The organism is Mycolicibacterium iranicum, assembly GCF_002101705.1.
Taxonomy (GTDB): Bacteria; Actinomycetota; Actinomycetes; order Mycobacteriales; family Mycobacteriaceae; genus Mycobacterium; species Mycobacterium iranicum.
Window position 1 is genome coordinate 130,531 of sequence record NZ_LQPC01000002.1, and the last position, 25,468, is coordinate 155,998.

Annotated in this window: 23 protein-coding genes and 1 other RNA gene; 15 read left to right on the forward strand and 9 right to left on the reverse strand. The window is 65.4% G+C overall.

Features of this window, described 5'->3' with window-relative positions:
- Nucleotides 1-29 precede the first annotated feature (29 nt).
- The 8 genes from ftsE (at nucleotide 30) to AWC12_RS00610 (ending at nucleotide 7,074) form a co-directional block, all read left to right on the forward strand.
- Entirely contained in the window at nucleotides 30-719 is a 690-nt protein-coding gene (gene ftsE, locus AWC12_RS00575; RefSeq protein WP_024444307.1) for a cell division ATP-binding protein FtsE, read from the forward strand.
- The gene (ftsX, locus tag AWC12_RS00580) at nucleotides 720-1,616 is read left to right on the forward strand and encodes a permease-like cell division protein FtsX (RefSeq protein ID WP_024444308.1); all 897 of its coding nucleotides are present in this window, start codon (nucleotides 720-722) and stop codon (nucleotides 1,614-1,616) included.
- 2 nt (nucleotides 1,617-1,618) lie between these two features.
- Nucleotides 1,619-2,116 (forward strand): SsrA-binding protein SmpB, encoded by a 498-nt coding sequence (gene smpB / locus AWC12_RS00585; protein WP_024444309.1) that lies wholly within the window; start codon nucleotides 1,619-1,621, stop codon nucleotides 2,114-2,116.
- Complete coding sequence (locus AWC12_RS00590) at nucleotides 2,113-2,958, forward strand: DMT family transporter (protein ID WP_110808532.1); 846 nt, start codon at nucleotides 2,113-2,115, stop codon at nucleotides 2,956-2,958. Before smpB ends, AWC12_RS00590 begins: the two co-directional genes overlap by 4 nt.
- A gap of 115 nt (nucleotides 2,959-3,073) precedes the next feature.
- Complete coding sequence (locus AWC12_RS00595; RefSeq protein ID WP_085171745.1) at nucleotides 3,074-5,326, forward strand: putative bifunctional diguanylate cyclase/phosphodiesterase; 2,253 nt, start codon at nucleotides 3,074-3,076, stop codon at nucleotides 5,324-5,326.
- Between the two features lie 83 nt (nucleotides 5,327-5,409).
- Nucleotides 5,410-5,778, forward strand: a transfer-messenger RNA (tmRNA) gene (gene ssrA / locus AWC12_RS00600).
- 89 nt (nucleotides 5,779-5,867) lie between these two features.
- Nucleotides 5,868-6,140, forward strand: coding sequence for a hypothetical protein (locus AWC12_RS00605; protein ID WP_024449420.1), 273 nt, complete (start codon nucleotides 5,868-5,870; stop codon nucleotides 6,138-6,140).
- A gap of 199 nt (nucleotides 6,141-6,339) precedes the next feature.
- Nucleotides 6,340-7,074, forward strand: a complete 735-nt coding sequence (locus AWC12_RS00610; protein WP_085171642.1) for a hypothetical protein — start codon at nucleotides 6,340-6,342, stop codon at nucleotides 7,072-7,074.
- 49 nt (nucleotides 7,075-7,123) lie between these two features.
- Here AWC12_RS00610 and AWC12_RS00615 read toward each other — a convergent pair whose 3' ends face one another.
- Nucleotides 7,124-7,735 (reverse strand): dihydrofolate reductase family protein, encoded by a 612-nt coding sequence (locus tag AWC12_RS00615; protein ID WP_085171644.1) that lies wholly within the window; start codon nucleotides 7,733-7,735, stop codon nucleotides 7,124-7,126.
- A gap of 117 nt (nucleotides 7,736-7,852) precedes the next feature.
- On the opposite strand from AWC12_RS00615, the gene AWC12_RS00620 reads away from it, so the two are divergent.
- From AWC12_RS00620 to AWC12_RS00630, 3 genes are all read left to right on the forward strand, one after another.
- The gene (locus AWC12_RS00620) at nucleotides 7,853-9,289 is read left to right on the forward strand and encodes a DUF2252 domain-containing protein (RefSeq protein ID WP_085171647.1); all 1,437 of its coding nucleotides are present in this window, start codon (nucleotides 7,853-7,855) and stop codon (nucleotides 9,287-9,289) included.
- A 79-nt stretch (nucleotides 9,290-9,368) separates the two neighbouring features.
- Nucleotides 9,369-9,968 carry a DUF998 domain-containing protein gene (locus AWC12_RS00625; protein WP_085171747.1) on the forward strand — a complete coding sequence of 200 codons (600 nt, stop codon included), beginning with the start codon at nucleotides 9,369-9,371 and terminating at the stop codon, nucleotides 9,966-9,968.
- An 11-nt stretch (nucleotides 9,969-9,979) separates the two neighbouring features.
- Nucleotides 9,980-11,347 (forward strand): FAD-dependent oxidoreductase, encoded by a 1,368-nt coding sequence (locus tag AWC12_RS00630; RefSeq protein WP_085171648.1) that lies wholly within the window; start codon nucleotides 9,980-9,982, stop codon nucleotides 11,345-11,347.
- 8 nt (nucleotides 11,348-11,355) lie between these two features.
- Here AWC12_RS00630 and AWC12_RS00635 read toward each other — a convergent pair whose 3' ends face one another.
- The 3 genes from AWC12_RS00635 to AWC12_RS00645 all read right to left on the reverse strand — a co-directional run bounded on the left by AWC12_RS00635 (nucleotide 11,356) and on the right by AWC12_RS00645 (nucleotide 14,597).
- Nucleotides 11,356-12,483: an ABC transporter substrate-binding protein gene (locus AWC12_RS00635; protein ID WP_085171650.1), complete on the reverse strand. Its 1,128-nt coding sequence runs from the start codon at nucleotides 12,481-12,483 to the stop codon at nucleotides 11,356-11,358.
- Nucleotides 12,484-12,566: 83 nt separating this feature from the next.
- Complete coding sequence (locus AWC12_RS00640; RefSeq protein WP_412093780.1) at nucleotides 12,567-13,337, reverse strand: cutinase family protein; 771 nt, start codon at nucleotides 13,335-13,337, stop codon at nucleotides 12,567-12,569.
- 216 nt (nucleotides 13,338-13,553) lie between these two features.
- Nucleotides 13,554-14,597, reverse strand: coding sequence for a cupin domain-containing protein (locus AWC12_RS00645; protein ID WP_085171749.1), 1,044 nt, complete (start codon nucleotides 14,595-14,597; stop codon nucleotides 13,554-13,556).
- A 157-nt stretch (nucleotides 14,598-14,754) separates the two neighbouring features.
- On the opposite strand from AWC12_RS00645, the gene AWC12_RS00650 reads away from it, so the two are divergent.
- Nucleotides 14,755-15,750, forward strand: a complete 996-nt coding sequence (locus AWC12_RS00650; RefSeq protein WP_234813781.1) for an LmeA family phospholipid-binding protein — start codon at nucleotides 14,755-14,757, stop codon at nucleotides 15,748-15,750.
- 5 nt (nucleotides 15,751-15,755) lie between these two features.
- Here the strand turns inward: AWC12_RS00650 and AWC12_RS00655 are convergent, their stop codons facing one another.
- Entirely contained in the window at nucleotides 15,756-16,232 is a 477-nt protein-coding gene (locus AWC12_RS00655; protein WP_024449430.1) for an Lrp/AsnC family transcriptional regulator, read from the reverse strand.
- A gap of 139 nt (nucleotides 16,233-16,371) precedes the next feature.
- On the opposite strand from AWC12_RS00655, the gene AWC12_RS00660 reads away from it, so the two are divergent.
- Entirely contained in the window at nucleotides 16,372-19,815 is a 3,444-nt protein-coding gene (locus tag AWC12_RS00660; RefSeq protein WP_085171654.1) for an indolepyruvate ferredoxin oxidoreductase family protein, read from the forward strand.
- On the opposite strand, the gene AWC12_RS00665 is transcribed toward AWC12_RS00660, so the two are convergent.
- The 4 genes from AWC12_RS00665 to AWC12_RS00680 form a co-directional block, all read right to left on the reverse strand.
- Nucleotides 19,812-20,426, reverse strand: a complete 615-nt coding sequence (locus AWC12_RS00665) for a cutinase family protein (RefSeq protein ID WP_420087670.1) — start codon at nucleotides 20,424-20,426, stop codon at nucleotides 19,812-19,814. The two genes, AWC12_RS00660 and AWC12_RS00665, sit on opposite strands and share 4 nt — an antisense overlap.
- A 233-nt stretch (nucleotides 20,427-20,659) precedes the next feature.
- A complete protein-coding gene (locus AWC12_RS00670; protein ID WP_085171658.1) occupies nucleotides 20,660-21,205 on the reverse strand; it encodes a nuclear transport factor 2 family protein in 546 nt (181 codons plus the stop codon).
- 14 nt (nucleotides 21,206-21,219) lie between these two features.
- A complete protein-coding gene (locus AWC12_RS00675; protein WP_085171661.1) occupies nucleotides 21,220-22,056 on the reverse strand; it encodes an aminoglycoside phosphotransferase family protein in 837 nt (278 codons plus the stop codon).
- 21 nt (nucleotides 22,057-22,077) lie between these two features.
- Nucleotides 22,078-23,238, reverse strand: coding sequence for an LLM class flavin-dependent oxidoreductase (locus AWC12_RS00680; RefSeq protein ID WP_085171663.1), 1,161 nt, complete (start codon nucleotides 23,236-23,238; stop codon nucleotides 22,078-22,080).
- A gap of 100 nt (nucleotides 23,239-23,338) precedes the next feature.
- Here AWC12_RS00680 and AWC12_RS00685 point away from each other — a divergent pair, with 100 nt between their 5' ends.
- Together AWC12_RS00685 and AWC12_RS00690 are read left to right on the forward strand one after the other, a co-directional pair.
- Nucleotides 23,339-24,679 carry an APC family permease gene (locus AWC12_RS00685; RefSeq protein ID WP_085171665.1) on the forward strand — a complete coding sequence of 447 codons (1,341 nt, stop codon included), beginning with the start codon at nucleotides 23,339-23,341 and terminating at the stop codon, nucleotides 24,677-24,679.
- A gap of 110 nt (nucleotides 24,680-24,789) precedes the next feature.
- Nucleotides 24,790-25,458, forward strand: coding sequence for a PAS and ANTAR domain-containing protein (locus AWC12_RS00690; protein WP_085171668.1), 669 nt, complete (start codon nucleotides 24,790-24,792; stop codon nucleotides 25,456-25,458).
- Nucleotides 25,459-25,468 lie beyond the last annotated feature (10 nt).

Below are 25,468 nucleotides of genomic sequence, written 5' to 3' on the forward strand. Positions count from 1 at the left end.
AAGCGACCCCGCTACACTGGCGTGCCGTGATGATCACCCTCGACCGTGTGTCAAAGCAGTACAAGTCGTCCGCCCGTCCGGCGCTCGACAACGTCTCGGTCAAGATCGACAAGGGTGAGTTCGTCTTCCTCATCGGGCCGTCGGGTTCCGGCAAGTCGACGTTCATGCGTCTGCTGCTGGCCGAGGAGAACCCGTCGTCGGGTGACATCCGGGTCTCCAAGTTCCACGTCAACAAACTGTCCGGCCGGCACATCCCAGGTTTGCGTCAGGTCATCGGCTGCGTGTTCCAGGACTTTCGGCTGCTCCAGCAGAAGACGGTGTTCGAGAACGTCGCGTTCGCGCTCGAAGTGATCGGCAAGCGGGCCGACACCATCAATCGTGTGGTGCCCGATGTCCTCGAGATGGTCGGTCTGTCGGGCAAGGCGAACCGGTTGCCCGCCGAGCTGTCCGGCGGTGAGCAGCAGCGCGTCGCGATCGCCCGCGCGTTCGTGAACCGGCCGCTTGTGCTGCTGGCCGACGAGCCCACCGGAAACCTGGATCCCGAAACCAGCAAGGACATCATGGACCTGCTCGAGCGCATCAACCGGACGGGCACGACGGTGGTGATGGCCACTCACGACCACCACATCGTCGACTCGATGCGCCAGCGCGTCGTCGAACTCGAACTCGGCCGGCTGATTCGCGACGAACAGCGCGGCGTCTACGGAATGGATCGCTAAGTGCGCTTCGGATTTCTCATCAACGAGGTCCTCACGGGGCTTCGTCGCAACGTGACCATGACGGTCGCAATGATCCTCACCACCGCCATTTCGATAGGCCTGTTCGGGGGCGGCCTGCTGGTGGTGCGGTTGGCTGATCAGTCGCGCGCTATCTATCTGGACCGTGTGGAGAGCCAGGTCTTCCTCACCGGCGACGTGGCCGACAACGACCCGACGTGCGACAACGACCCGTGTAAGGCGTTGCGGCAGACCATCGAGGATCGTGACGACGTCCGTTCCGTGCGGTTCCTCAACCGCGACGAGGCCTACGAAGACGCGATTCGGAAGTTCCCGCAGTACAAGGATGTCGCGGGCAAAGACGCGTTCCCTGCGTCGTTCGTGGTCAAGCTCAACGATCCCGAACAGCACCAGAACTTCGACGAGGCGATGATCGGCCAGCCTGGTGTGCAGAGCGTGCTGAACCAGAAAGATCTGATCGACAGACTCTTCGCCGTCCTCGACGGCATCAGCAACGCGGCCTTCGCGGTGGCGCTCGTGCAGGCGATAGGCGCAGTTCTGTTGATCGCCAACATGGTTCAAGTCGCGGCGTACACCCGCCGCACCGAGATAGGCATCATGCGACTGGTTGGTGCCACCCGCTGGTACACACAGCTGCCGTTCCTGCTTGAGGCGATGCTCGCCGCGTTGATCGGCGTGCTGATCGCCATCGGGGGATTGATTCTCGTGCGAGCGTTGTTCCTGGAGAACGCGCTCGACCAGTTTTATCAGGCGAATTTGATTGCCAAGGTCGACTACGCTGACGTTCTCTATTACAGCGCGCCGTGGATGTTGTTCCTCGGCTTGGCGATGTCCGGTGTCACGGCCTACGTCACGCTGCGGCTCTACGTACGAAGGTAGCGGTGTCCAAGAAAGCCAAGCCCAGCAAGGACAGCAACAACCAGGTGGTGGCGTCCAATCGCAAGGCTCGGCACAACTATTCGATCCTGGAGACCTACGAGGCCGGTGTGGCGCTGGTCGGCACCGAGGTGAAGAGCCTGCGTGAGGGTACGGCGTCGCTCGCCGATGCGTTCGCCACCGTCGACGATGGGGAGATCTGGTTACGCAACCTGCACATCCCCGAGTATCACCACGGCACCTGGACCAATCACGCACCGCGCCGAAACCGCAAGCTGTTGTTGCATCGCAAGGAGATCGACAACCTGGTCGGCAAGATCCGCGACGGCAATCTCACGCTGGTTCCGCTGTCGCTGTACTTCACCGGCGGCAAGGTGAAGGTCGAGCTGGCACTGGCCCGCGGTAAGCAGGCCCACGACAAGCGCCAGGACATGGCCCGTCGCGACGCAGCACGTGAGGTCACTCGCGAACTCGGCCGGCGCGTCAAGGGCATGCCCTCCTGACGGGCATCCTCAGCGCCCTCATCGCGGCGCTGGGCTACGGCGTCAGCGACTTCGTCGGGGGAATCGCCTCACGCCGGGTCGCCGCCCTGCGAGTGGTGATCGTGTCCTATCCGCTGGCGCTGATACTGCTGACGGTCGTGTCTTCGGTGGCCGGCGGGCAGCTCAGCACCCAGGCGGTGCTGTGGGGCTTGCTCGCCGGGATAGCTCAAGCGTTCGGCGTGTGGTGGTTCTATGCGGCGCTGGGTGAGGGACCCATCTCGGTGGTGTCTCCGCTGACTGCGGTATTGGTCGCGGGCATACCCGTCGCCGTAGGTCTCGCGATGGGGGAACGACCGGGTGCTTGGCCCGCGGTCGGCGTCGTACTGGCGCTGGTGGCGATCGTGCTGGTCAGCCGGGACACTACCGACGAAGATCTCCGGCCGCATCGCTTCACACCCCGGGTGGCGCTGCTGACCGTTGGGTCCGGAGTCGCCTTCGGGATGAATTTCGTCGTCCTCGACCAGGTCCCGCCCGAAGCGAACCTTTGGCCCCTGGTCTTCGGTCGAATCGCAGCCACCGCCATCGTGTTCGTCGCCGCGTTGGCGACAGCGAACCTGGTTTTTGAACGCGGTGTGCCGCTACGTTTGGCGTTATTCGCCGGTGTGCTCGATTCGGTTGCCAATATCGCCACGCTAATGGCCCTGCAGTCGTCATTATTGTCGCTAGCCGGTGTGCTGGTGGCGCTCTATCCTGCGGCGACGGTCGTGTTGGCGATTGCGGTGCTGCGCGAACGAGTGACTCGCTGGCAGTCGGTTGGCATGGCGCTGGCGCTTGCTGCCGTCGTGATGATCGCGGCAGGTTAAGCGGCGCTCGTTTGAGGGCAACCGACTGGTGTTGTCCGCGCGCGGGACAGGGGGTGTCGCCGTCAACGGGTACCGCGGTCGCATTGCTCTTCTCATCACAGCAACGGTGCTGGTGATGGTGAATGCGCTTGCGTTCTGGGGTGACGACGCGGCCTCCAGGTTCGACAGGATTCTGCAGGTTTGCACCGCCGCGGTGGCGATCGTCTACGGGCTGATCGTCGCGCGCGGGGTGCGCGGGAGCGCGCGGGTGTGGCGGTTGCTGGCTGTCGGAGCCGTCGCCTGTCTGACGTTGGGTGAGATCGCATGGTGGAACCGCAGCAGCGGCGTAACCCCTCTGACATGGGTCGTTCTCTACTGGCTGTTCCTATCTCTTGCCATCGCGTCGGTGGTGGTGCTCGCCGTCGCGGCACGCGGGATCCAAGTATCCGTGGACAGCTCGCTGCGTCATACGGCGCTCATCACAGTGCTCGACGGGGGCGTTGCCGCTGCGTCCTTCGCGCTGTTGGTGATCATCGGCCATTTCGGAGCTTTTTCGATGGCCTCGTGGCCGCAGTCCGGTGTCCCGGCAGTGGAGACGGCCTACGCGGTGGGCCAGCTGATCCTGGTCGTCTTCGCCGCAGTGGTCGGGATGATGTATTCGGCCGATCGTCCTTACCGATCCAATTACCTGCAATTGGCCTGCGGTTTCGTGGTGATCGTGGCGTCCGACCGGGTCGTCGCGTACTTCGACTCCATCGGCGCGCCCTATGCCCAGACCTGGGGCGGCATCGGCGTGGTCCTCGGACCTCTATTCATCGCGCTGGCGATGCGGGACAGAGCAGAGCGGGCGGAGCCCGCAAACCGTATTCGACCGATGGACTGGGCGCAGTTGATCTTGCCCTACACCGGATTTCTCGGGATCTCGATCCTGCTGTCCTATCACGTCCTGAACGGGCATTTACTCGACACCTATGTGGTCTCGACAACCCTTGTGATGGTGTTCTTGGTCGCGGTGAGGCAGATCGCCGCGATGGGAGCGCAGCGGATGTTGACCGTCCGTCTCTATGACGCTCAGCGCGGCCTCGCCCACCAGGTGTTCCACGATTCGCTGACCGGGCTCCCGAACAGACTGCTGTTCGCGCAGCGCCTCGACGAGGCGATGCAGCGCGGAGAGTTCGTGCTGATCTTCGTCGACCTCGACGACTTCAAAGAAGTCAACGACCGGTTTGGACACGCCGCGGGCGACGAGTTGTTGCGGGCAGTGGGGGAGCGGTTGATGCGCAGTCTCAGCTCCCGCGACACGCTGGCCCGCATCGGAGGTGATGAATTCGCCATCCTCATCGTCGGTGAACACAGCGTGCCCGAGGTGGTTGCGGATCGGCTTCGAGTGGCCCTGCGTGAGCCCTTCCCGGTCCACGGATCGTCGGTGCGCGTTCGCGCCAGCATGGGCCTGGTCAGGTCCGGAGACGGAGGAGCCACGCAGACCTCGGACGACCTCCTGCGACAGGCCGACATCTCGATGTACGCGGGCAAACGAATCGGCAAGAACACCGCGGTGGTCTACCAGCCGACGGCCGGTGTGCGCGCCGAGTTTCCCGCTGCGCTGCGTGAAGCCCGCGGCGGGGTGCCCGAAGGCTTCAGCCTGGCGTACCAGCCTGTTGTGCGACTGCCCGATGAAACGTTGGTAGCCGTCGAAGCGCTGGCCCGGTGGACGGCGCCCAACGGGATTCTCATCCCTCCCGAAACCTTTGTGGCAGTCGCCGAATCAGCGGGTCTGGGTGCCACACTCGACGCACTCGTACTGGACCTCGCGTGTCGCGAAGTCGCGGACGCGGGACTCGGCGAGGTGAACATCCACGTCAACGTGGGCGCCGCGCGGCTCGGCAACCTCGGCTTCGAGGAGCAGGTGCGGCACACACTGAGCCATTGCGCGATGGATCCGCACCGCCTCGTGCTGGAGATCACGGAGACTCTGCCGATCGTCGACCTCGATGACGCGGCTGCGCAGATTCAGCGGTTCAACGAGATCGGGGTGCGTCTCGCATTGGACGATTTCGGCGCCGGCTACAACTCGTTGACCTACCTGCACGCACTGCCGGTGCAGATTGTGAAGCTCGACCGCAGCCTGGCTGTCGGTTCCGACGCCGGTCGCGATCTTGCCCTCTATCGGTCGGTGGTCAGGCTGTGCAGCGATCTCGGTCTGGACGTCGTGGCCGAAGGCATCGAGACCCGGTTGCAGGCCGACACCGTCCATGCGGCGGGATGCCAGTACGCCCAGGGCCATCTCTTCGGCAGGCCGGTGCCGATGGCCGAGCTCAGCGCTGAGTGGCGTGACGGTTTACGTGAGCATGCGCCGCAGCTGGCGAACGGGCCGTCCAATCGGGACTAAATATTCGCTGGCTCGTGTTGATACGGCCGGTAGTATGGAGTGTCCGCCGAAGGTCGGCGGGTGTGGCGAAGTTTCACAGACAAGGGGCTGAACGGTTTCGACTTCGCGCATCGAATCAAGGGAAGCGTGCCGGTGCAGACAACTGACCACCGTAAGCGTCGTTGTAACCAATTAAGCGCCGATTCCAATCAGCGCGACTACGCCCTCGCTGCCTAAGCGATAGCTAGTCCGTCAGACCGGGAGAGCCCTCGACCCGGACCCTGGCGTCATCTAGAGGGATCAACCGAGGAGTTCGGTCGCGGGACTCCTCGGGACACCAAACAGCGACTGGGATCGTCATCCTGACTTGTTCGCGTGATCAGGAGATCCGAGTAGAGGCATAGCGAACTGCGCACGGAGAAGCCTCGAGGGAATGCCGTAGGACCCGGGTTCAATTCCCGGCAGCTCCACCGGAAAGAAGAAGGTCAGGGACACAGTCCCTGACCTTCTTCCCTTTGAGCTGGCGTGGTGACCTTCCACCCGGCCTTCTACCCTCGACCGCATGGGGAGAATGAAGGATTGGGGAAACGCTTTCGTGCGCTGGTTTCTCGCGCTGCCGAAGGGCAGAAAGTACGTCGTCTCGCTCGGGATGGTTGTGGTCACGTATCTGATCGTGGTGCCGCTCTATAACGTAACGGTTGAACCACCGTCTGCGTCGGATCAGGTGAAAGTGCAGTGCGGTGATGTGAAGACGGTGTACGTCAGTCAAGACGACCCGCGACTCATATCAGGGCTGGAGCGCAACGACCTCGGTGCTATCTGCCTCGCCCCCTGACCGGTGACACGTTTCCCAGGCCGCTCGAGAAGTCCGTGGACTGGTGGGGCGGTAAACGGTCGTGTCCCGTCGGCGAGTGCGCGGCAGGGCGGAATGATCGGTGATTCGTTCTCGATGCCGATGCCCCACATGACATTTCGACGCGCCAGGCGTCGTTCAATGCCCTCGGGCCCATTAGACGTCCGTACACTTCGCCCCTATGACACTCGTGGGGTTGGTGCCGGATGAATGCTGGCAGGTCGTCGTTGTCACGGCAGACGCTTACGATCCCGAATGGCCCGACGGCACCCAAGACGATGACAAACGGCCCCCGGCGAAATTGGCAGTCTGGTATCGCGACAGCGACTCCACAAAGAAGGACCGCGAATGGCTGCAATACGGGGATACCGTCGACGCTGTGGTCGGCTGGAACGGTGTCGGCCCCGCCAACGACGACACCGGGAAATCACCGCTCGGTTCGTTTCCGCTCGGCCAGACATTCGGCCGCAAGGACCGGCCCGACATCTCGTTCGGCAATTACTTCACCGCCGGCCCACACGACTATTGGGACACCGGTTGGAAATGGCGGCAGCGTGAAATCGCGGGATGTGAGCCGCTGGACCCGCCATCGAGCTACAACCATCACTTCAGCGCGGCAAAAGATCCGCACGACGACAACGACGACCTCGAAACCGAATCCCTGGACCAGGACGCTTACAACCTTGCCGTGCTGGTCGATCACAACCCCACGAACCGTCCAGGCTGGGGATGCGCCATCTTCCTGCACTGCGACGACGGGTCGAGGACATGGGGCTGCATCACCATCGGCGAAGACGTGCTTTCGGATCTGCTGCCCTGGTTGAAGACAGGCGCTCAACCTCACCTGACGGTTCTTGTCTCTCCCGTCGATGCGCCTATCAAAAGCCCTCCGATCGAATGCCCGCAGGGGGAGTAGCCGTTCGACGCGGCGCGCCGGATCTCGACAGACCTGGCCCACTTCTGCTTCAGCGGAGGACGCGGTAGCGCAGGTGCGCGACGCCGGGCGCGTCGAGGACACGCACGAGTTCAAGGTTGGGCGTGCCCGGTGAGAAGCCCTCGAACAGGCGCTCACCGGATCCGAGGATTGCCGCGCTCACCTGAAGGTCGATCTCGTCGACGATCCCCGCCGCGATGGCCTGCCGGGCGCAGGACGCTCCGCCAGCGATGGAGATCGGACCTCCCTCGGCCACGGCGACCGCCTGCTTGTACGCGGACTCGATTCCATCGGTGACGAAGAAGAAGGTGGTGCCGCCTTTCAGCTCGATCGGGGCGCGCTTGTAGTGGGTGAGCACGAACACCGGGCAGTGGTAGGGCGGCTCGTTGCCCCACCATCCCCGCCAGTCCGAGTCCCACTCACCGCGGATGGGCCCGAACATGTTGCGGCCCATGATCGTTGCCTTCATACCGTCCAACATCTCCGATACGACCTGCCGGTTGACCGGATGCTCCGCATCGGGTCCGAGGTGCCACCGGTGCAACGCTTCGCCGCCGATCCCGAGCGGGTGCTCCTCGCTCTGGTGAGGTCCCGCGACGTATCCGTCTGTCGAGATTGACATCGACAGGTTGGTTCTGCTCATAGGGCTCCAATCGTCATCGGTCTGACTTCTGCGTGCTCCAAACCTCATCATGCGCGGCCGAATTTGCGTCGAACTCGTTATCTCAAGCTGTCGCGCACTCCCGCGAACGGGCGCAACATGGAGGCGATGAGCGTCGCGACCGGTCCCGAACCGACCAGGCACACCGTGCTCGCCGAGACCGACACCGGGGCCTACCACTCGCTGCGGCAGCGTCCGGTGACCCGCGCCGAGCGGTACGCACTCGGAAAGAGCCTTCGCAAACGAGTGCCCCGCAAGACGCTGGCCGAGTGGACGCCGCCGGCCGACCGGCCGGACCCGATCAGTCTGATCGAGACCAATCACCGCGGCAGGCTAGAGCGGCTGATCCCGGTGCGGGTTGGACGAATGGTCGCCTCGCCCTACGGGTTTCTCCGCGGCACCGCCGTCGTCATGGCCGACGACGTGGCGCGGCTGCCGGCGACAGGCATCATGCCGGTCGTGTGCGGCGACTCGCACCTGGGCAACTTCGGCTTCTACGCATCCCCGGAGCGCGACCTCGTCATCGATCTCAACGACTTCGACGAGGCGCACCCGGGCGGCTGGGAGTGGGATCTGCGCCGGTTGGTGGCCAGCATCTGGGTCGCCGGGCGCCACAACGGCGCCTCCGAGGACGATTGCGCTGCGGCTGTGCGCTCCTGCGTCTCGTCCTACCGGATCGAGGTGCGCAGGCTCGCCGACGAGCCGTTGTTCTCCCGATCGTTCACGCGGCTCGACGTCGACCGCCTCGCCGGGGAGACAGCCGGCGCTTTGGCCGACGAGGTGCGACGGTCGGCCGCGAGGGCTCGCCACCGCACGAGCGACCGTGCGCTGCCCCGCTTCACCAAGGAGGTCGACGGCGTGCGCAGGATCGTGGAGGAGCCTCCGCTGATCACCCGGCTGCCCGACCATGAGGCAGAGGCACTCGCCGAGGCGCTGGACGACTATCTGCCTACGCTGTCCTCTCATTGGCGCCGTGTCCTGGGCGGATACACGCTGCTCGATGTCGCGCACAAAGTGGTCGGCGTCGGCAGCGTGGGCCTGCGCGCGTATGTCGCTCTGCTAGAAGGTTCTTCGCCCGAGGATGTCGTGTTCCTGCAACTCAAGCAGGCCCGCCGCTCGGTGCTGGCGCGCCACGTCCACGGCGAATCCGCGTGGCACGCCCACCAGGGTCAGCGCGTGGTCGAGTATCAGCAGGCGCTGCAGACAGTGAGCGACCCTCTGCTGGGATGGACCACCGTCAACGGTCTGCAGTTCTACGTGCGGCAGTTCCGCAATATGAAAGGGACCATCCCGCTCGACGCGATGCACGGCACCGCGTTGATCGACTACACGAGCGTCGTCGGCCAGTTGCTCGCCAAAGGGCACGCCAGGACGAGCGGCGCCTCGATGATCGCCGGCTACATGGGCCGATCGGAACGTGTCGACGACGCCCTCTGCGTCTTTGCGCGGCGCTACGCCGACCAGACCGAGGCCGACCACGCTGCGATGGTGGCGGCCGTCGACAGCGGGCGGTTGCCGGTGGAGCGCGGCGTGTGATGAGTGCGCCGCGGCATCGACGGCTGATGTGGCTCTGTCATGGGCGCGACGCGACCGCTCCGGTGACACTCTGGGTGGTGTGAACCCCGCGCGGCTGACAGCCGTCATCTGGCTTCTGGGTGCGACTGTCTATCTCGCGTGCGAAGGGATCTCGGCGGCACGCGTAGACGGGTACAGCTATGTCAGCGATTTCATCAGTGACCTAGGCGTGGTCCCGCTGATGAACATCGGCGCGTTCATGGTGCACGGGATGCTTTTCGCAGCAGGCGCATTCGTCATCGGTAGGGGCTGGTTGCGGCGGAGTCGCGTTGCTCAGCTTTTCGTCGCCGCAGCCGTGGCGAACGCCGTCGGCAACGTGTTGGTGGGCACGTTCCCGAGTGGATCGGCTCAGGCACACTGGCATGTCGTCGGTGCGGGACTTGCGATTGTGGGCGGCAACGTCGCAGTGATCGCCGGCGGGGTCGGCAGCCACGCCCTCGGAGCACACCGTGGATTGGGCTGGGCCGGCATCGCCCTCGGAAGCCTCGGCATCGCCAGCCTTCTGGTGTTGATCGCCGACGGGTCACGTGTCGTACCGCCCGGGCTCGTCGAGCGGGCGTCGGTGTACCCGATCATCGCGTGGGAACTGCTGGCCGGGGCTGCACTCTTGGTTCGCGGAACAGACACCCGACGGGGCTAGGATCCCGCGTCATGACCCGCACCATCACCGAGCCCAGCCGTGAGATCGACGTCATCCACGAGACCGACGTGCTGGTCGTGGGTTCGGGGCCCGGCGGCCTCGCCGCGGCGCTGGCGGCGGCGCGCGCCGGTGTCGACGTGGCCCTGGTCGAACGATTCGGATGCTTCGGCGGCAACATCACGGCCGTCGGTGTCGAGGGCTTCGCCTGGTACCGCCACGAGCAGACAGTCGAGGCCGGTGGCATCGGGTGGGAGTTCGAGCGGCGCGCCAAGGACATGGGGGCGGCCGTGCCCGAAAGTCAGTCGCTGTCTTACGAACTGGACTCTGAGGGCTTCAAGCTGGTTGCCGATCGGCTCGTCGAGGAGGCCGGCATTCACGCGATGCTGCACCGGCAGTTCGTCGCGCCTCTGATGGAGGGCGACACCGTCATCGGCATCATCACCGAATCCAAAGCGGGCCGCGAGGCGATCCTCGCTCGCCGCGTCATCGACGCGACGGGGGACGCCGACGTGGCGACCCGGGCGGGTGCGCCGGTGCACAAGACGCCGGTCGAGCAGATGATGGCTGCCTCGGTGATGTTCCACCTGGCGGGAGTGGACAAGGCGGCGTTCCTTCAAGGCGTGGCCGACGATCCGCAGACGTATCGCGATTGGGCGGCCGGAGAATTCGCCGCCGACGACATCGACCCCAAGGACGCCGATCGCTACTCGCCCTACTTGGAGAAGCCATTTGCGAAAGCCATCGAGGACGGTGTGCTTCCCGCGGACCTGAAAACGATCGGCGGCACGTGGGGTGCCATGCACGACACCGGCGAGCTCACCTACATGAACCTTGTTCACCTGTCAGGCTGCGACGGCACCGACCCCGACAGCCTCACCCGCTTCGAGATCGAGGGCCGCCGACAGGCGATGCTTGCGATCGAGGCCCTGCGCCGCTACACCCCGGGTTGCACGGCAGCGAGATTGCGGAACTTCGGCATGACGATCGGGGTGCGCGACACCCGCAAGATCGACGCCGTCTACAACCTCACCGAGACCGACGTACGTGAGCAGGGTCGATTCGAAGACAGCATTGGCATCTACCCGGAATTCATCGATGGCTACGGCGTTTTGGTGTTACCGACGACGGGACGCTACCTGCAGATTCCGTACCGGTCCCTGCTGCCGAGGTCGGTGCGGCACCTGATCGTTGCCGGGCGCGCGACCGGCGGCGATCGCATCGCCCACGCCGCGACCCGAAACATGTCGTGCTGCGCGGTCACCGGGCAAGGCGCCGGCGTGGCGGCCGCGGTGTCGCTGCACTGCGATCAAGATCTGGACGACGTCGACATCGCCGCGGTCCAGAAAGAACTCATCCGCCAGGATGTCCGGATCAGCTGACGGCTGCGTCACCCAACTGCAGAAGCCCAATTCGCGCCGAGAAATTCGGCGTTTTTGGTGCTCTGGTCGTTGGTCGGCAGTACCGGGGTTCCGGTGACGGCGGGCAGTGCGTCGTAGGCGGCCTTGTCGACCGTCCCGGCCTCGGCCATCTGCTCGGCCCGAACCGGCCTGGCCAATCCCTTGAGATACAGATTCTGGCCCTCGTCGCTGTAGAGGAACTCCTGCCACAGGCGCGCGGCCGCGGGGTGCGGGCCGTCCTTGTTGATGGCCTGGAAGTAGTATCCGCCGACCAGGGCGTCGTTGGGCACGAACACCTTCCACGTCGGGATCTTCTTCGACTCGGCCGCATTCAGGTAATCCCAGTCGATGACGACAGGCGTCTGGCCGGATTCGACCGTGGCGGGCGTGGGGTCGACGGGCAGGAAGTTACCTGCGTCGTTGAGCCGCCGGAAGAAGTCGACACCGGGTGCGATGTCGTCGGCCGACCCGCCGTTGGCGATCGACGCCATCAGCACGCCGTTGGCCGCGGCGCTCGCAGTGGTGGGGTCACCGTTCAGCGCGACTTTGCCTCGGAACTCGGGCTTCAAAAGGTCATTGACGCCGGTGATTTCCGGAACCTTCGACGAGTCGTAACCGATCGACATGTAGCCGCCGTAGTCGTTGACCCAGGTGCCGTCGGGATCCTTGAACTCGTCGGGAATGTCGTCGAATGTCGCCACCTTGTACGGGGCGAACATCGACGTGTTCGCCAGCGCGATCGCCTGGCCCAAGTCGAAGACGTCGGGTGCGGTGCTGCGACCCTTCTGCTGATTGGCCGCGTTGATCTCGTCCTGGCTGTTCGCGTCGGGCTGGGCGGAGTTGACCTTGATGCCGTACTTCTCGGAGAAGGCGCTGATGATCTCGCCGTAGTTTGCCCAATCCGGCGGCAGCGCAATCACATTGAGCTCGCCTTCGGCTTTGGCGGCTTCGATGAGGCCTTCCATGCCGCCGAAGTCCTCGGCCGACGTCGCCTCCCTGGCATTCACACCGGACTCGGTCTGGCCGCTGCTTTCCTCTTTCGCCGGCGGGGCGCACGACGCAAGCCCGAAGACCACGAGCGTTGAGGCGGTGAGCGCGAGGAACCGTGATCTGGCCATTGCCGACCCTTCTGAAGGAGTGGGACCCAACTCAGCGAGGGAACCTTATCGCGACTATCGGTCCGCGGCGGCCTGTTCCGGCATCAGCGGGGAGGACCGCCCACCGAAGACAGCGTCGGGGTCTGTGCCACCTTGCTCGCGGCAAAGTCGGCGGCTTGTGTCACCAGGCCGTCGGAGATGTAGCGGGCATGCGCACCGAGGTCGTTGCCTGCCGAGCAGACGAAGTCGTTGGGAACGCACAACTCGATGGTCTTCGGCTGGTACAGCGAGCCGATCTTCACCGGTGGCTGCTGGATGACACCCATGAATCGCTCCGACGGCGTGCCAAGCAGCGTCACCGCGGCAACGTGATCGGCGATGTCGGAGGGCATCGGCTGTGGAACCTCCGACGCCGAGACCCCGTCGGGAATCAATTCTGTTGTCACGAAACCCATGACGGCCGCGCCCTGGGAGTAACCACCGAGCACCAGCTTGGTCTGGGGGCAGTTCGTCGCGACCTCCTGCACGTGTGTGCTGGCGTCGGCGATGCCCTGAATCGCGGTCGGGAAATCGGGGCTGGCCGGGTAGTCGACCGCGTACACACGCACGGACTTGTCGCCGAGCTTGCTCTGCAGGTCGTCCACGAATGCCTGCCCCATCGCACCGAGGCCCGGGGCCTCCGTCGTTCCGCGTGCGAAGACGACCTCGACGTCGGGGCAGCCGGGGGTCCCCATCGGCAGCGGCGCCCGGGCCGGGCTGGCGACGGGACCCAGTGGGGCAGGAGCCGGACCCAGCGGGGCAGGAACCGGAGGTATCGGCGGAGGCGGCACCGGAGGAAGCGGCTGCGCGAAGGCGTGCGGCGCGACCAGCGGCATGATCAGCAGACTGGCGGCGACAGCCAAGGCGGGGCGTGCGACACCAGTTAGACAGTCTGACAGTCCCACGGTTCGATGGTTGCACAGTTGTGTTCCGAGGGCACGCCCAAAACTCGGGTATCGCGGATCCGGGGTGTGCCACCTGCTCGCCGAATCGGTCTCCGGTGTCGTAGTGAACACCGATTCGAGGCCAGGATTCCCGGTTCGGCGATTTCCTCAGTCCAGCGGATTGATGCGCGGGACGATCAGCGGATCGGCTGGCGTGAAAGGAAATTCGGGCAGGTCGTCGATGTGGGTGTTGAAGGCGGCAGCGAGGACCTCCCGTGAGTACGCGCTCGCCGATGCGCGATAGCCGATGTCGGCGGGGAACGGCTGGTCGAAGAAGATCAGGAAGTGCCACTCGTCGGTCCCGATGTTCTCGATGTGGTGCGGGTAGGCCCTCGGGATGAAGTACATGTCGCCGGTGGTCATCGTCCAGGTATCGAGCGTGCCGTCGGGATTCATGATCGTCATCCGGGCGTCGCCGTGCTGCACGTAACCCATCTCAGCGGTGACGGGATGCCAGTGTGGTTCTCGCATGCCGTCCTCGGTGACGCGCAGCGAGTACATCGAGATGTCTTTGAGCACCGGCCAGAACTGGCTGCGCGCAAAGCGTGCATTACCGCTCACGTAGTTCAACCCGGGTGCTTGGGCTTCGACGTCGAACTTGTGCGGGTCATTGAAGTACGCCCTCGCGGGGATGTCCGGCGCACCGGTGCGGGCGGCCAGTTTGTGGTCGCGAGTGTCACGACGAATCTTGGCCATGTCGGAGGCGGGCAGATCGTAGGTGTTGCCCAGAACCGCGTCGGAGAAGGCGCCCAGAGTCGCGCCGAATCCGAAGTCTTCGGGGCGTTCGTTGCGGAAGGCGATGATGAACTCCGCGACATCGTCGCCGATGTTCTCGATGTGGTGCAGCGACCCGGATGCGGCGTGGAACATCTGGCCTGCCGTCACGATGAACGTCGAGAAGCTGCTGTGGTCGTCGAGGATCGACACCAGCGCGGTTCCTCGGACGCAGTAGGTGAGCTCGTTGGCGTTGGCGTGCCAGTGCGGTGTGCGCATCGCACCCGGATTCAGCAGGACCCGTTTGATCGACAACCCCTTGAGGATCGGGAGATTGTCGGCGGTCACTCGACGCATGGAGCCGAGGTCGGACTCCTCGACGATCTCGCCGTCGTGCAATGACGCGGTGTGGCTGCTGCGCGCGATGGACGTCGTCATGGTGTCCTCCTGACGGAATTTGTCGCTGACGCAGACGAGTCTGCTCCGTAGCATCCGCGCTGTCATGGACGTTGGCCGAGCTTCGCACTACCTGCTGGCGGTAACTCGTGGCAGGACTTTCTCCGCAGGTGCTTGCCGATGGTGCAGAATTACGCAGGTGACGAACCCGCCGCAACGCCCAGGAGATCCTGGCCGGCGAGGCCGCGGGATGCCGCCACCTGACCCGGCGACGCGACGACTTCCGCGACCCGGCGGACCGGACTCGCCGACAGAGCAGATATGGGCCCGTCCTGCCCAGCCGATGGGAGCCGCCCCGACCGAGAAAATCCGGCGGCCACCGCCGCCACCACCGCGCCCGCAGGCGCCGCCACCGCGACCTGTGCCTCCCCGGCAAACGTCGCCGGGCCCGATCGCAGAAAGCCCAAAGCGAGCAACGTTTTTCACTCGGCAAACCATCGTCCCGCTTGCGGTCATCGCGGTCGCCGTGCTGGCGGGCGGGCTTGCAGGCGCCGAACTCTATGCCCGCCACCGCGCGGACGGCATCCTCGTCGCCGTGGCCGAATGCGTCGTTGAGGACGGGGCGACGATCTCCTACGGGGTGAATCCGCCGTTCCTGTGGCAGCACATCACCGGCCACTACACGAACATCTCGGTCGAAACAGCGGGGGATCGCGTGCAGTCGGCGAAGGGAATGACGGCAGACGTCACCCTGCGAGACGTGCGCCTTCAGGATTCCGGCGATTCCAAAGGCACCATCGGGGCGTTGGACGCGACCCTGACGTGGACGTCGGCAGGCATCAAAGACACTGTCGCCGAGAACCTACCCGTGGTCGGCAGCCTGGTCACCGATGTCAGGACCGACCCGCAGTCCAGCACGATCGTGATGAACGCGGGCGACTCCAGCGTCACCGCGAAACCCGTTGTCTCAGAAGGAGACCTCAACCTGGAGGTGCTGGAGGTCGCGGGGCCGTTCCCGAAGGAGACGGTACAGTCGGCGCTCAACGACCTGACGAAGAAGCTCAACGACAACTACCCGCTCGGAATTCACGCCGACAGCGTCGAGGTCACCGAAAGGGGAGTCGTCGGAACGTTCTCCAGCCAAGACGCCGCCATCCCGAACGAGGAGACGAACGCCTGTTTCGCGCGGCTATAGGTGCCTCAGCCGCGGCCGCGCGCCAGTTCCTCAAGTAGCGGTCGGGTGCGGTACGCGACCACCTCGTGCATGGCGACCGACATCGTCGTGCGTTCGACACCGGGAACCGCGAGAACCAGACCCGCGACTCGATACAGGTCATCGGCATCGGTCGCTACGACACCGACCAACAGATCGGCCGCACCTGAGAGCCCGGTGACCTGGGTGATCTGGGTGACGGTCTCCAGCTCGGCAATCACGTCTTCGAGCTTGTGCTGGTCCACCACGACGGTGATGAACGCCTTCAGCGGATATCCGAGATCACGCGGAGAGACGCACCGGTCGATGGGCGCGAGCACCTTCTCCTGATCCCAGCGCGCCAATCGCGCCTGCACCGTGTTTCGTGCCAGGTTGAGCATCGTCGCCAGCTGCACCCCCGTAGCCCTCGGTGCGTCGCACAGGGCCAGTAGCAACCGTGCGTCGGTGCGGTCGAGTTTCGCCATGTCGCGCAGTATCCCACGTCACACCGATCGAATTATGGGCAACATGCTCAATCAGTTATTGATTGCTTGCTCACATTGCGCGCCCCTGCCACTCTAGAGGAAGCAATACGCCCAGCAATCGCCGAGGTGGTGAGCCCCGATGACGGATCTCGACGTCCGCCGACCCGACCGAAACGCCTACGAACTCAGCGACCGCTACCGCGCGGGATCGGGGGCGGTGCTGCTGACCGGTGTGCAGGCCATCGCTCGGGCTCTCGTCGAACAGCACGAGCGGGACGCGCGTGCCGGACTGAGGACGGCGACGTTCATCTCCGGCTATCAGGGCAGCCCCCTGGGCGGAGTCGACCGCATGCTGGCCGGAATGCCCGACGTGCTGGGCGCCCACGACATCACCTTCGTCCCCGGGCTGAACGAGGAACTTGCGGCGACCTCCGTGTGGGGCAGTCAAGCGGTGCTGGGCGCGGGTACGCCGACCCACGACGGCGTGTTGGGCGTCTGGTATGGCAAAGGGCCCGGCCTCGACCGCGCCACCGACGCTCTCCGGCACGCCAACATGTACGGCGTCAACGCTCGCGGCGGAATGCTGCTCCTCGTCGGTGACGACCCCGCCTCCAAATCGTCCACCGTGCCCGCGGTCAGCGAGCGCTCCTTGGCGGCGCTGGGAATCCCTGTCCTGTTCCCACGCAACGCCCGTGAGATCGTCACGATGGCAATGCACGGGATCGCGTTGTCCAGGGCGTCAGGCTGTGTGGTGGCGCTCAAGATCGTCGCCGACGTGGCCGACGGCGCGTGGTCGGTCGACGCACAAGACCTCGAAGTCGACATCGTCGTTCCCGAAATCTACTGGGAGGGAAAGCCCTTCTCGTACCGACAGCGTCCGATGGCGGCACCCGCGGACAGTCTGCTCGCCGAGGCTGACCTGTACGGGCCGCGTGCGGAAGTCGTCCGGGCCTACGGTACGGCCAACCGCCTCGACGTCATCGAGCTCGACTCCGCGACTGCGCGCATCGGAATCGCCGCCACCGGAACTGCTTTCGATTCGGTGCGGCAGGCTCTGTCCGACCTCGGCGCGGACGACTTTGCGCTGAGGCGGGCCGGTGTCCGACTTCTGAGAATCGGGATGCCCACCCCGCTGGGTCCCGACACGGTCACCGCGTTCGCCGACGGCCTCGACGAGATCCTGGTGGTCGAGGACAAGACCGCGTTCGTCGAGACACAAATGCGAGAGATCCTGTACGGCAGGCACGGCGCACCGCCGATCATCGGCAAGAAGGACGCGCAGGGGCGTCTGCTCGTTCCCGCAGGCGGTGAGCTGACCGCCGGACGACTGCTCGCGCCGCTGCGCCGTGTCCTCGGACAGCACCTCGACCTCAAGAAGCCGCCACCGCCTCCGTTGGCGCTGGAAGTCCTTCCCGCCCAACGTGCGGCCTACTTCTGCAGCGGATGCCCCCACAACCGCTCGACCGCGGTTCCCGAAGGGTCGCTCGCCGGCGGCGGGATCGGCTGCCACACGATGGTCACGATGTCGGGCCGCAAGGACAGCGCTGTCACCGGCCTCACCCAGATGGGCGGCGAAGGCAGCCAGTGGATCGGTCAGGCGCCGTTCACCGATATCCCCCACCTGTTCCAGAACATCGGCGACGGCACGTTCTTCCACTCCGGCCAACTCGCGGTGCAGGCCTGTGTCGCCGCCGGGGTGAACATCACCTACAAGCTGCTCTACAACGACGTCGTCGCGATGACCGGCGCCCAGCACGCCGAAGGGGCACTGGCGGTCGCTGCTCTGACTCACAAGCTGAAATATGAAGGTGTGCAGCAGATCATCATTTGTGCCGACGAGCCTCGCCGTCACCGCAAGCGTGCTCTGGCCGAGGGCACGCTCGTGTGGCACCGGGACCGCCTCGACGAAGCGCAGAAGAGGTTGCGCGACGTCAAAGGTGTGACGGTCCTGATCTATGACCAGCACTGTGCCGCCGACGCGCGCCGACAGCGCAAACGCGGCAGCCTGCCCACCCGGACAACCCGGGTGATCATCAACGAGGCCGTCTGCGAAGGCTGCGGCGACTGCGGTGTGAAGTCGAATTGCCTTTCCGTGCAACCTGTCGACACCGAGTTGGGCCGCAAGACCCGTATCGACCAGACGTCCTGCAACACCGACTACAGCTGCCTCGACGGCGACTGCCCATCGTTTGTCACTGTGGAGGTGACGGGTAAGCAGCCGCCGACCAAGCGGGTGCCGTCGCCGCCCGTGCTCCCGGAACTGGCCGCGGAACCCATCACCTCCACGCACAACGTGTTCTTCGCCGGAATCGGCGGCACCGGCATCGTCACGGTGAACCAGGTGCTGGCCACCGCCGCCTTACGGGCGGGATACGACGTCGAGAGCCTCGACCAGATCGGCCTCAGCCAGAAGGCGGGTCCTGTAGTCAGCCATCTCCGGTTCGCCGCACACGAGCTCGACCCCGCCAACCGGCTCACACCCGGCAGCGCGGACTGTTTCGTCGCCTTTGACCTGCTGGCTGCCGCCGACCCGAAGAATCTCAGCTACGGCGATCCCACCAGAACGGTGTCGGTGGCCTCGACCAGCAAGACGCCCACCGGGAACATGGTGTACGACAAGACGATTGCCTATCCTGACACGGCGTCTCTGTTGGACCGGTTGGGCCGCGTCTCGCGCAGCGTGCAGTCTTTCGACGCGCTGGCGGCGGCGCAGGCGTTGTTCGGTGACACCGCCGCGGCGAACTTCCTGTTGATCGGCGCGGCCTATCAGACGGGGGCGCTGCGCATACCGGCGTATGCCATCGAGGAAGCGATCGGGATCAACGGCGTCGCCGCCGCGGCAAACGTCGCCGCGTTTCGTTGGGGCCGCGTCGCGATCGCCGATCCGGCACACTTCCACGACGTGGTCTCGCCCATGACCGATCGGCGCGCGGCGCCTGCGCCTGTGCACGTGCTGGCGGGCACCTCGTTCTGCGGGCACGTCGGCGACCTCATCGCGCGGCGCGCATCCGACCTCGTGGCGTTTCAGAATGACAAGGTCGCACGCAGGTATGTGGATGTCATGGAACAGATCTGGACCGCAGAACGTGCCGTCGGCGCCCGCACCGAGTTCAGCGAGGCGGTCGCGAGGGGGCTGTACAAGTTCACCGCGTACAAGGACGAGTACGAGGTGGCGCGGCTGCTCACCGACCCTCAGTTCCTGGACCACGTCAAGTCCGAAGTGCCGGGCGGCGAAAAGCTGACCTACAGGCTGCACCCGCCTACGCTGCGGTCGATGGGCCGCACATCGAAGATCGGTCTGGGCCCGAGAAGTCATGTCGCGTTGCGTGTTCTGGCCAAAGGGAAGCTGCTGCGCGGAACTGTCTTCGATCCGTTCGGGTATGCACGTGTTCGCAAGGTCGAACGGGAACTTCTGGCCGAATACGTCTCCGTCGTGGTGCGACTGGCCGGCGAACTCGATACCGACAACTACGACCACGCAGTCGAAGTGGCCGGGTTGGCGGACATGGTGCGCGGCTACGAGGACATCAAGCTCACAAGTATTGACGCCTACCGCACCCGATTGCGAGAGCTGGGGCTCTAAACACGTTGCTGCACATGCTTGGTGATCCACTGGGCCGCCAGCTTCACCAGTCCGGACTGCGGGTAGCGCACATGCGCGGAGAAGTCGTCGCCGCGTGAACAGATCGGGTCACCGGTGTTGCACAGGTCTGCCGTCCTGGCGCCGAAATCCGGGCTGAGGACGGTCAGCGGTCTGCCGAACCGGGCCGACGGGTTGCCGAAGACGGCGATCGCCGCCACATGGGGCACGACGGCCAGCGGCAGCGGCGCGGTGTAGCCCAGTCCCGCGATGGGTGACGTGGCGACGACGTCGATGACGGCCGCGCCCTGGGAATAGCCGCCCATCACGATCTTGCTGTCGGGGCATTGCGCGGCAATGGTTTGAACGCGCCTGCTGGCGTCATTGGCGCCGGTGGCGACCTGCGCGAAATCCCACGAAGCCGGGTACTTCACCGCGTAGGTGCCGATCGACTGTCCCTTGACCATCGGCTGCAGCGTCTTGACCAACGACGTGCCGACCACGCCGAGGCCAGGCGGTTCGTCAGTCCCGCGGGCGAAGACGATCTCGATGTCATTGCAGCGGGGTGCGGCCGTCACGACGGGTGCGCTGAGAGCGGCTGATGTCAGGGCCATCACGAGCGCCGATCCCGCGGCGATCAGCCGTCGGCGCGTCAGCGCGGCGATGATGCGAACAGCCACGGGCCTCTCCTCGACCTGGCGGTTACTGGACGATGACGGGCATGGTGTACCCATCTGTCACAATTTTCACTCCAGCACCAGTATGCCGTGGGTCACCGACGGGCGATGCGCCAGCGCACGACCCGCGAGCGGAAAGGGTGGCCGATCCCAACTAGTGGGTGACAGGGTCAGCGCGGACGCGCGGAACGCAGCAGCGTGAAAAAGCTGTGCGACGGGTCTTCGGCGCCCGGCGAACCGACAGGTGTGCCCCGGGTGACGGGGTGGCTGAGGTCGCGTGTCGACGGGTCATTCACGTGGGCGGTGTCGGTGACGATGGCGCGTTCGACGATCTTCCACGTCCCGCCCCGCTTCTCGTAGCGGTCGAGATACCGTCCGCCGACGATGACGTCGACGTCGCGACCGTCGGCGACGAACGTGTGCGTGGCGATCGTGTAGACCTCGCCCTCGGCGGTGTCCCCGTCGATCGAGAAATCAGCCGTGGTGACGTGGTGCTGCATGGACCGCAGATAGGGCCGCGCCGCGGCGATCTGATCGATGAAGACGAGCGCCGATCCCGAGGAGAAGCGTCCGTGAGAGTCGGAAGCGTCCGGGTGGTAGAGGCGCCGCAGTTCGTCGACGTCTCCGCGGTCGACGGCGCGGCAGTAGCGGTGCACGAGTTTGCGAAGTTGATGCTCGTCGAGCATCTCCTGCAGAAGCGCGTCGTCGGACGTCATGTCAGGGCCACCCTTCAGTCCTGTACAGCTTTGGCGATCGCCACATAACGGGTCAACGACGTGGCGGCGTGCCCGCGCGGGCTGTGAAGTTCCGATACCGCCGCGTGGATGACGCGGATGAGCGTCCAGGCTCGAGCCCGGTCCTCGTCGAGGGCGGCGGCGTCGACGAGCCGGTAGAAGCGGCGCCGGACGCCGTCACGGACGTCGCCGGAAAGATCAGCCCAGCGGTGCCACAGCATCGGTGCCAGTTCGTAGTGCGGGTCGCCGTTGAGAGGGCGTGGCGAGATCGCCAGCCAGGGCTCGCGGTCTGCGCTGAGCACGTGTCGGTAGTGCAGGTCGCCATGCAATACGACGCCCGCGGTCGCCGCCTCGGAGGTCAGCTCCCTGCTCAACGCTGCCGCCTGCTCCACCAGTCGGTGTGGGATCGGTGCCCCGCGTGGCAGGTGGTCCAGCTCGATCGTTCGCTGCTGAACAATCGAGGTGAGCGAGGTCAATTGCGGCATCGCTGGCACGTGCAGCGCGCCGTAGAGGCCGGCCGCGATCGCGCATGCCTCGGCCTCGGGCAGCGTCTCCAGGCTCGGCAGGGTAAGGCGTTCCAGCAGTACCGCCCGCTGGTGCGGATCGGCCCGAAGTAGCCGTACTGCGCCTCGGCCGCCCCAGCGCCGCAACACCAGGTGGTCATGCTCGGCTGCCTGTCCGGCTCTGCCGACCCGCAGAACAGCGGCCACACCGTCGTCGGTGCGCACCGGCAGCAGGTGCGCGTGGGTGCCGTCGTGGGCGGGCCCATCGGTGCGCAATCCCCACAATTCCAGCAGCTGCCGCGCTGTACTGGACGGCTCTTCTGATGTCATCGAATGATGTTGTCGCAGAGGCTAACCGGAGGGCTGTCTGGCCTGCTGTTCTGCGGCGTGATCCTCGATCGCCTTGCCGATGGCGTGCGCCGCCTGGTCGACGAACGAAGTACCGCTGTCGGTGACCCAGTCGCGGGAGGCGATCGGTCCCGTGAGCTGGCCGGTGAAATGCGGAATAACGAACTCCGCGAACAGTTCGTAGCTGCGCAGCTTCGCGGCGGGCGGAGCCCAGTCGTGGTCGAAAAGCAGGAAGGCGCCGAAGCCGCCGTTGCTTGCCTCGACGAGTTCTTCGATCTTGGCGATCGCATCGGCGGGCGTGCCGATCACGGCGAATCCGGATTCCCGGTTGTTCGCGATGATCTCGGCGGGCGTCTCGCCCTGAACAGGTCCAGCGGGCAGGATATGCGTGAAATAGTTTGAGAACTGCGCGATTCCGTACTCGACGTCGCGTTCGGCCTGTTCTCGGGTCTCGGCGAGATGCATCGGTCCGACCAGCCGCCACTTGGACCGGTCCGCGACGTGGCCGTGTTGCGCCGCAACCTCCTCCCACGTATTCCAATGCTGGGCAAGCAGATCCATGCCCTGCCTGGCGGTGGCGGCGATCGACAACATGCCGATGCCGTGCCTGCCCGCGCCGCGCGGGCCGGTGGGGGAAAACGACGCGGCGACCGCGATGTCGAAGCACGGGTCGCTGTAGGGCTTGAGTTGCAGTCGCGCGTCCTGCAGCGTGAATCCGTCGGTGTGCATCGCGACCGTCTCGCCGCGCAGCAATCGCACGATCGCATCGAGGCACTGCTCCATGCGGGGCCGTTGTTCATCGGCAGGGATTCCCAGCATGTGCGCGTCAGAGGTGAGCTGGCCCGGCCCGCAGCCGAGCATCACGCGACCCCGGGTGAGGTGGTCGAGCAGCACCATGCGGTCGGCGAGCATCAACGGGTTGTGATAGGGCAGCGAGCTGACGCCCGTGCCGAGTTTGATGTGCTTGGTGCGTTCGGCTGCGACGCCGATGAACACCTCGGGGGAGGCGATGATCTCGAATCCCGCGGAGTGGTGTTCACCCACCCACGCCTCGTGGAAGCCGAGGCGGTCCATCGCCGAGATCAGATCGAGATCGCGTTCGAGCGCGAGGGTGGGGTTCTGTCCGACCGGGTGGAACGGTGCCATGAAATTTCCGAAGCGCATCTAGCCATTCTGACCGTCGTCCCGGCCCCGCAGGCACGCATCAGGAATAGTCGCTCGCCTTCGAGGCATTGATCGGCGTCGCCGGGGTACCTGCTCGGGCGTGACGTCTGAGACAGCTGCGCCGACCACCGAATCGACGAAACTCGCGCGCAAGATCACCGGTCCGCTGTTGTTCCTGTTCATCCTGGGTGACGTCCTGGGCGCCGGCATCTACGCGCTGATGGGCGAGCTTTCGGCTGAGGTCGGCGGTGTGCTGTGGGCTCCATTGGCCGTGGCGTTGGCTTTGGCCCTGCTGACCGCCGGGTCCTACGCCGAGCTGGTGACGAAGTATCCACGTGCCGGGGGAGCGTCGGTCTTCGCCGAACGCGCCTTCGGTAAGCCGCTGATCTCGTTTCTGGTGGGGTTCAGCATGCTCGCCGCCGGCGTGACCAGCGCTGCCGGCCTGGCGCTGGCATTCTCCGGTGACTACCTCGCGACCTTCGTCGATGTCCCCGTCCCGCTGGCGGCCGTGGCATTCCTCGCGTTGGTCGCCTGCCTGAATGCTCGCGGCATCAGCGAGTCGTTGAAGTCGAATGTCGTCATGACGGTCATCGAGCTGTCAGGGCTCGTGCTGGTCGTCGGGGTCGTCGCTCTGATGGTAGGGCGGGGTGACGGCGATCTGGCGAGGGTCGGCGCGTTGCCCGACGGCACCACACCCGCGCTGGCGATCCTCGGCGGCGCTATCCTCGCGTACTACTCCTTTGTCGGCTTCGAGACCTCGGCGAACGTGGTCGAGGAGATCAGGGATCCCAGCCGGGTGTACCCACGCGCGCTGTTCGGTGCCCTGCTCACCGCCGGTCTCGTCTACGTGCTGGTCGGTCTCGCGAGCGCCATCGCGCTGCCGTCGGCGGAACTCTCTCAATCCTCAGGTCCGCTGCTCGACGTCGTCGCGGCGTCCGGGGTGGCGGTACCCGACTGGTTGTTCAGTCTGATCGCCCTCATCGCCGTGGCCAACGGCGCTCTGCTGACGATGATCATGTCGAGTCGGCTCACCTTCGGCATGTCCGAACAGGGTCTGCTGCCAAGCATTTTCGCGCGTGTGCTGCCCAATCGCCGCACACCGTGGGTCGCGATCGTCGCAACGACCGTCGTCGCGATGATGCTCACGCTGATCGGAGATCTTTCGACACTGGCCGAGACGGTGGTGCTACTCCTGCTCTTCGTGTTCTTGTCGGCGAACGTGTCGGTGTTGGTGCTGCGCCGCGACCACGTCGACCACGACCACTTCCGCGTCTGGACGTTCGTTCCCGTTCTCGGAATCGGCTCGTGTCTGCTGCTACTCACGCAGCAGAGCAGCACGGTGTGGCTGCTGGCCGCTGCGCTGCTGGCGGCCGGGGTGGTGCTCTACTTCGTCGCCCGAAGGGCCGGCGCGGCGACGGGGACGCCAAACGGCTCCTCGTAGGCGCTCGGGGCCGTGCGGAAAGTTCGCCGGCAGCCATTCGGGAGCCGGGCAGCGCGCTTGCCCGCCCGCGAACTGGTTTGTAGCGGCCCGCCAGGTGGAATAATGGATCGATGCCGCACACTGACCGGGTGTCTAAGCCCGCGTTGGACGAGTCTCTTCGGTCCAGTGGCGATCTCCGTGTCGGCAGTTTTCGGTTTTGGTTCGTCGGCCAGCGGTGGGAATGGTCCGACGAGGTTGCCCTCATGCACGGTTATCAGCCGGGCTCGGTCACGCCGACCACTGAGCTCCTCCTCGGGCACAAACACCCCGACGATCGCAGGCATGTGCAGGAGCTTCTCGACCAAGCCCTGCACGCGGGCGGCGCGTTCTCCAGCAGGCACCGCTTCATCGACACGAACGGTCGTGAACACACCGTCCTCGTCCTCGCCGATCGAATGCTCGACGACAGCGGCGCCGTCGTGGGCACCGAGGGCTATTACGTCGATCTGACGGCCACCCTGCACGAGGTGCGCCGCGACGCCCTCAACAATTCGCTGCCCGACCTGTTCGCCGCGCGCGCGGAGATCGAGCAGGCCAAGGGCGCGCTCATGCTGGTCTACGGGGTCGGCCCCGACCAGGCCTTCGAACTCCTGCAGTGGCGTTCGCAGCAGACCAACGTCAAGGTGCGGTTGTTGGCCGCCCAGATCGTCGAGGAGTTCCACACTGTGCGTGCCCAGCGTGACGACTTGAGACGGGAATTCGACCACCTCCTGCTGACCGTGCATCAGCGCGTCGGGTGAGGGTGCGAGA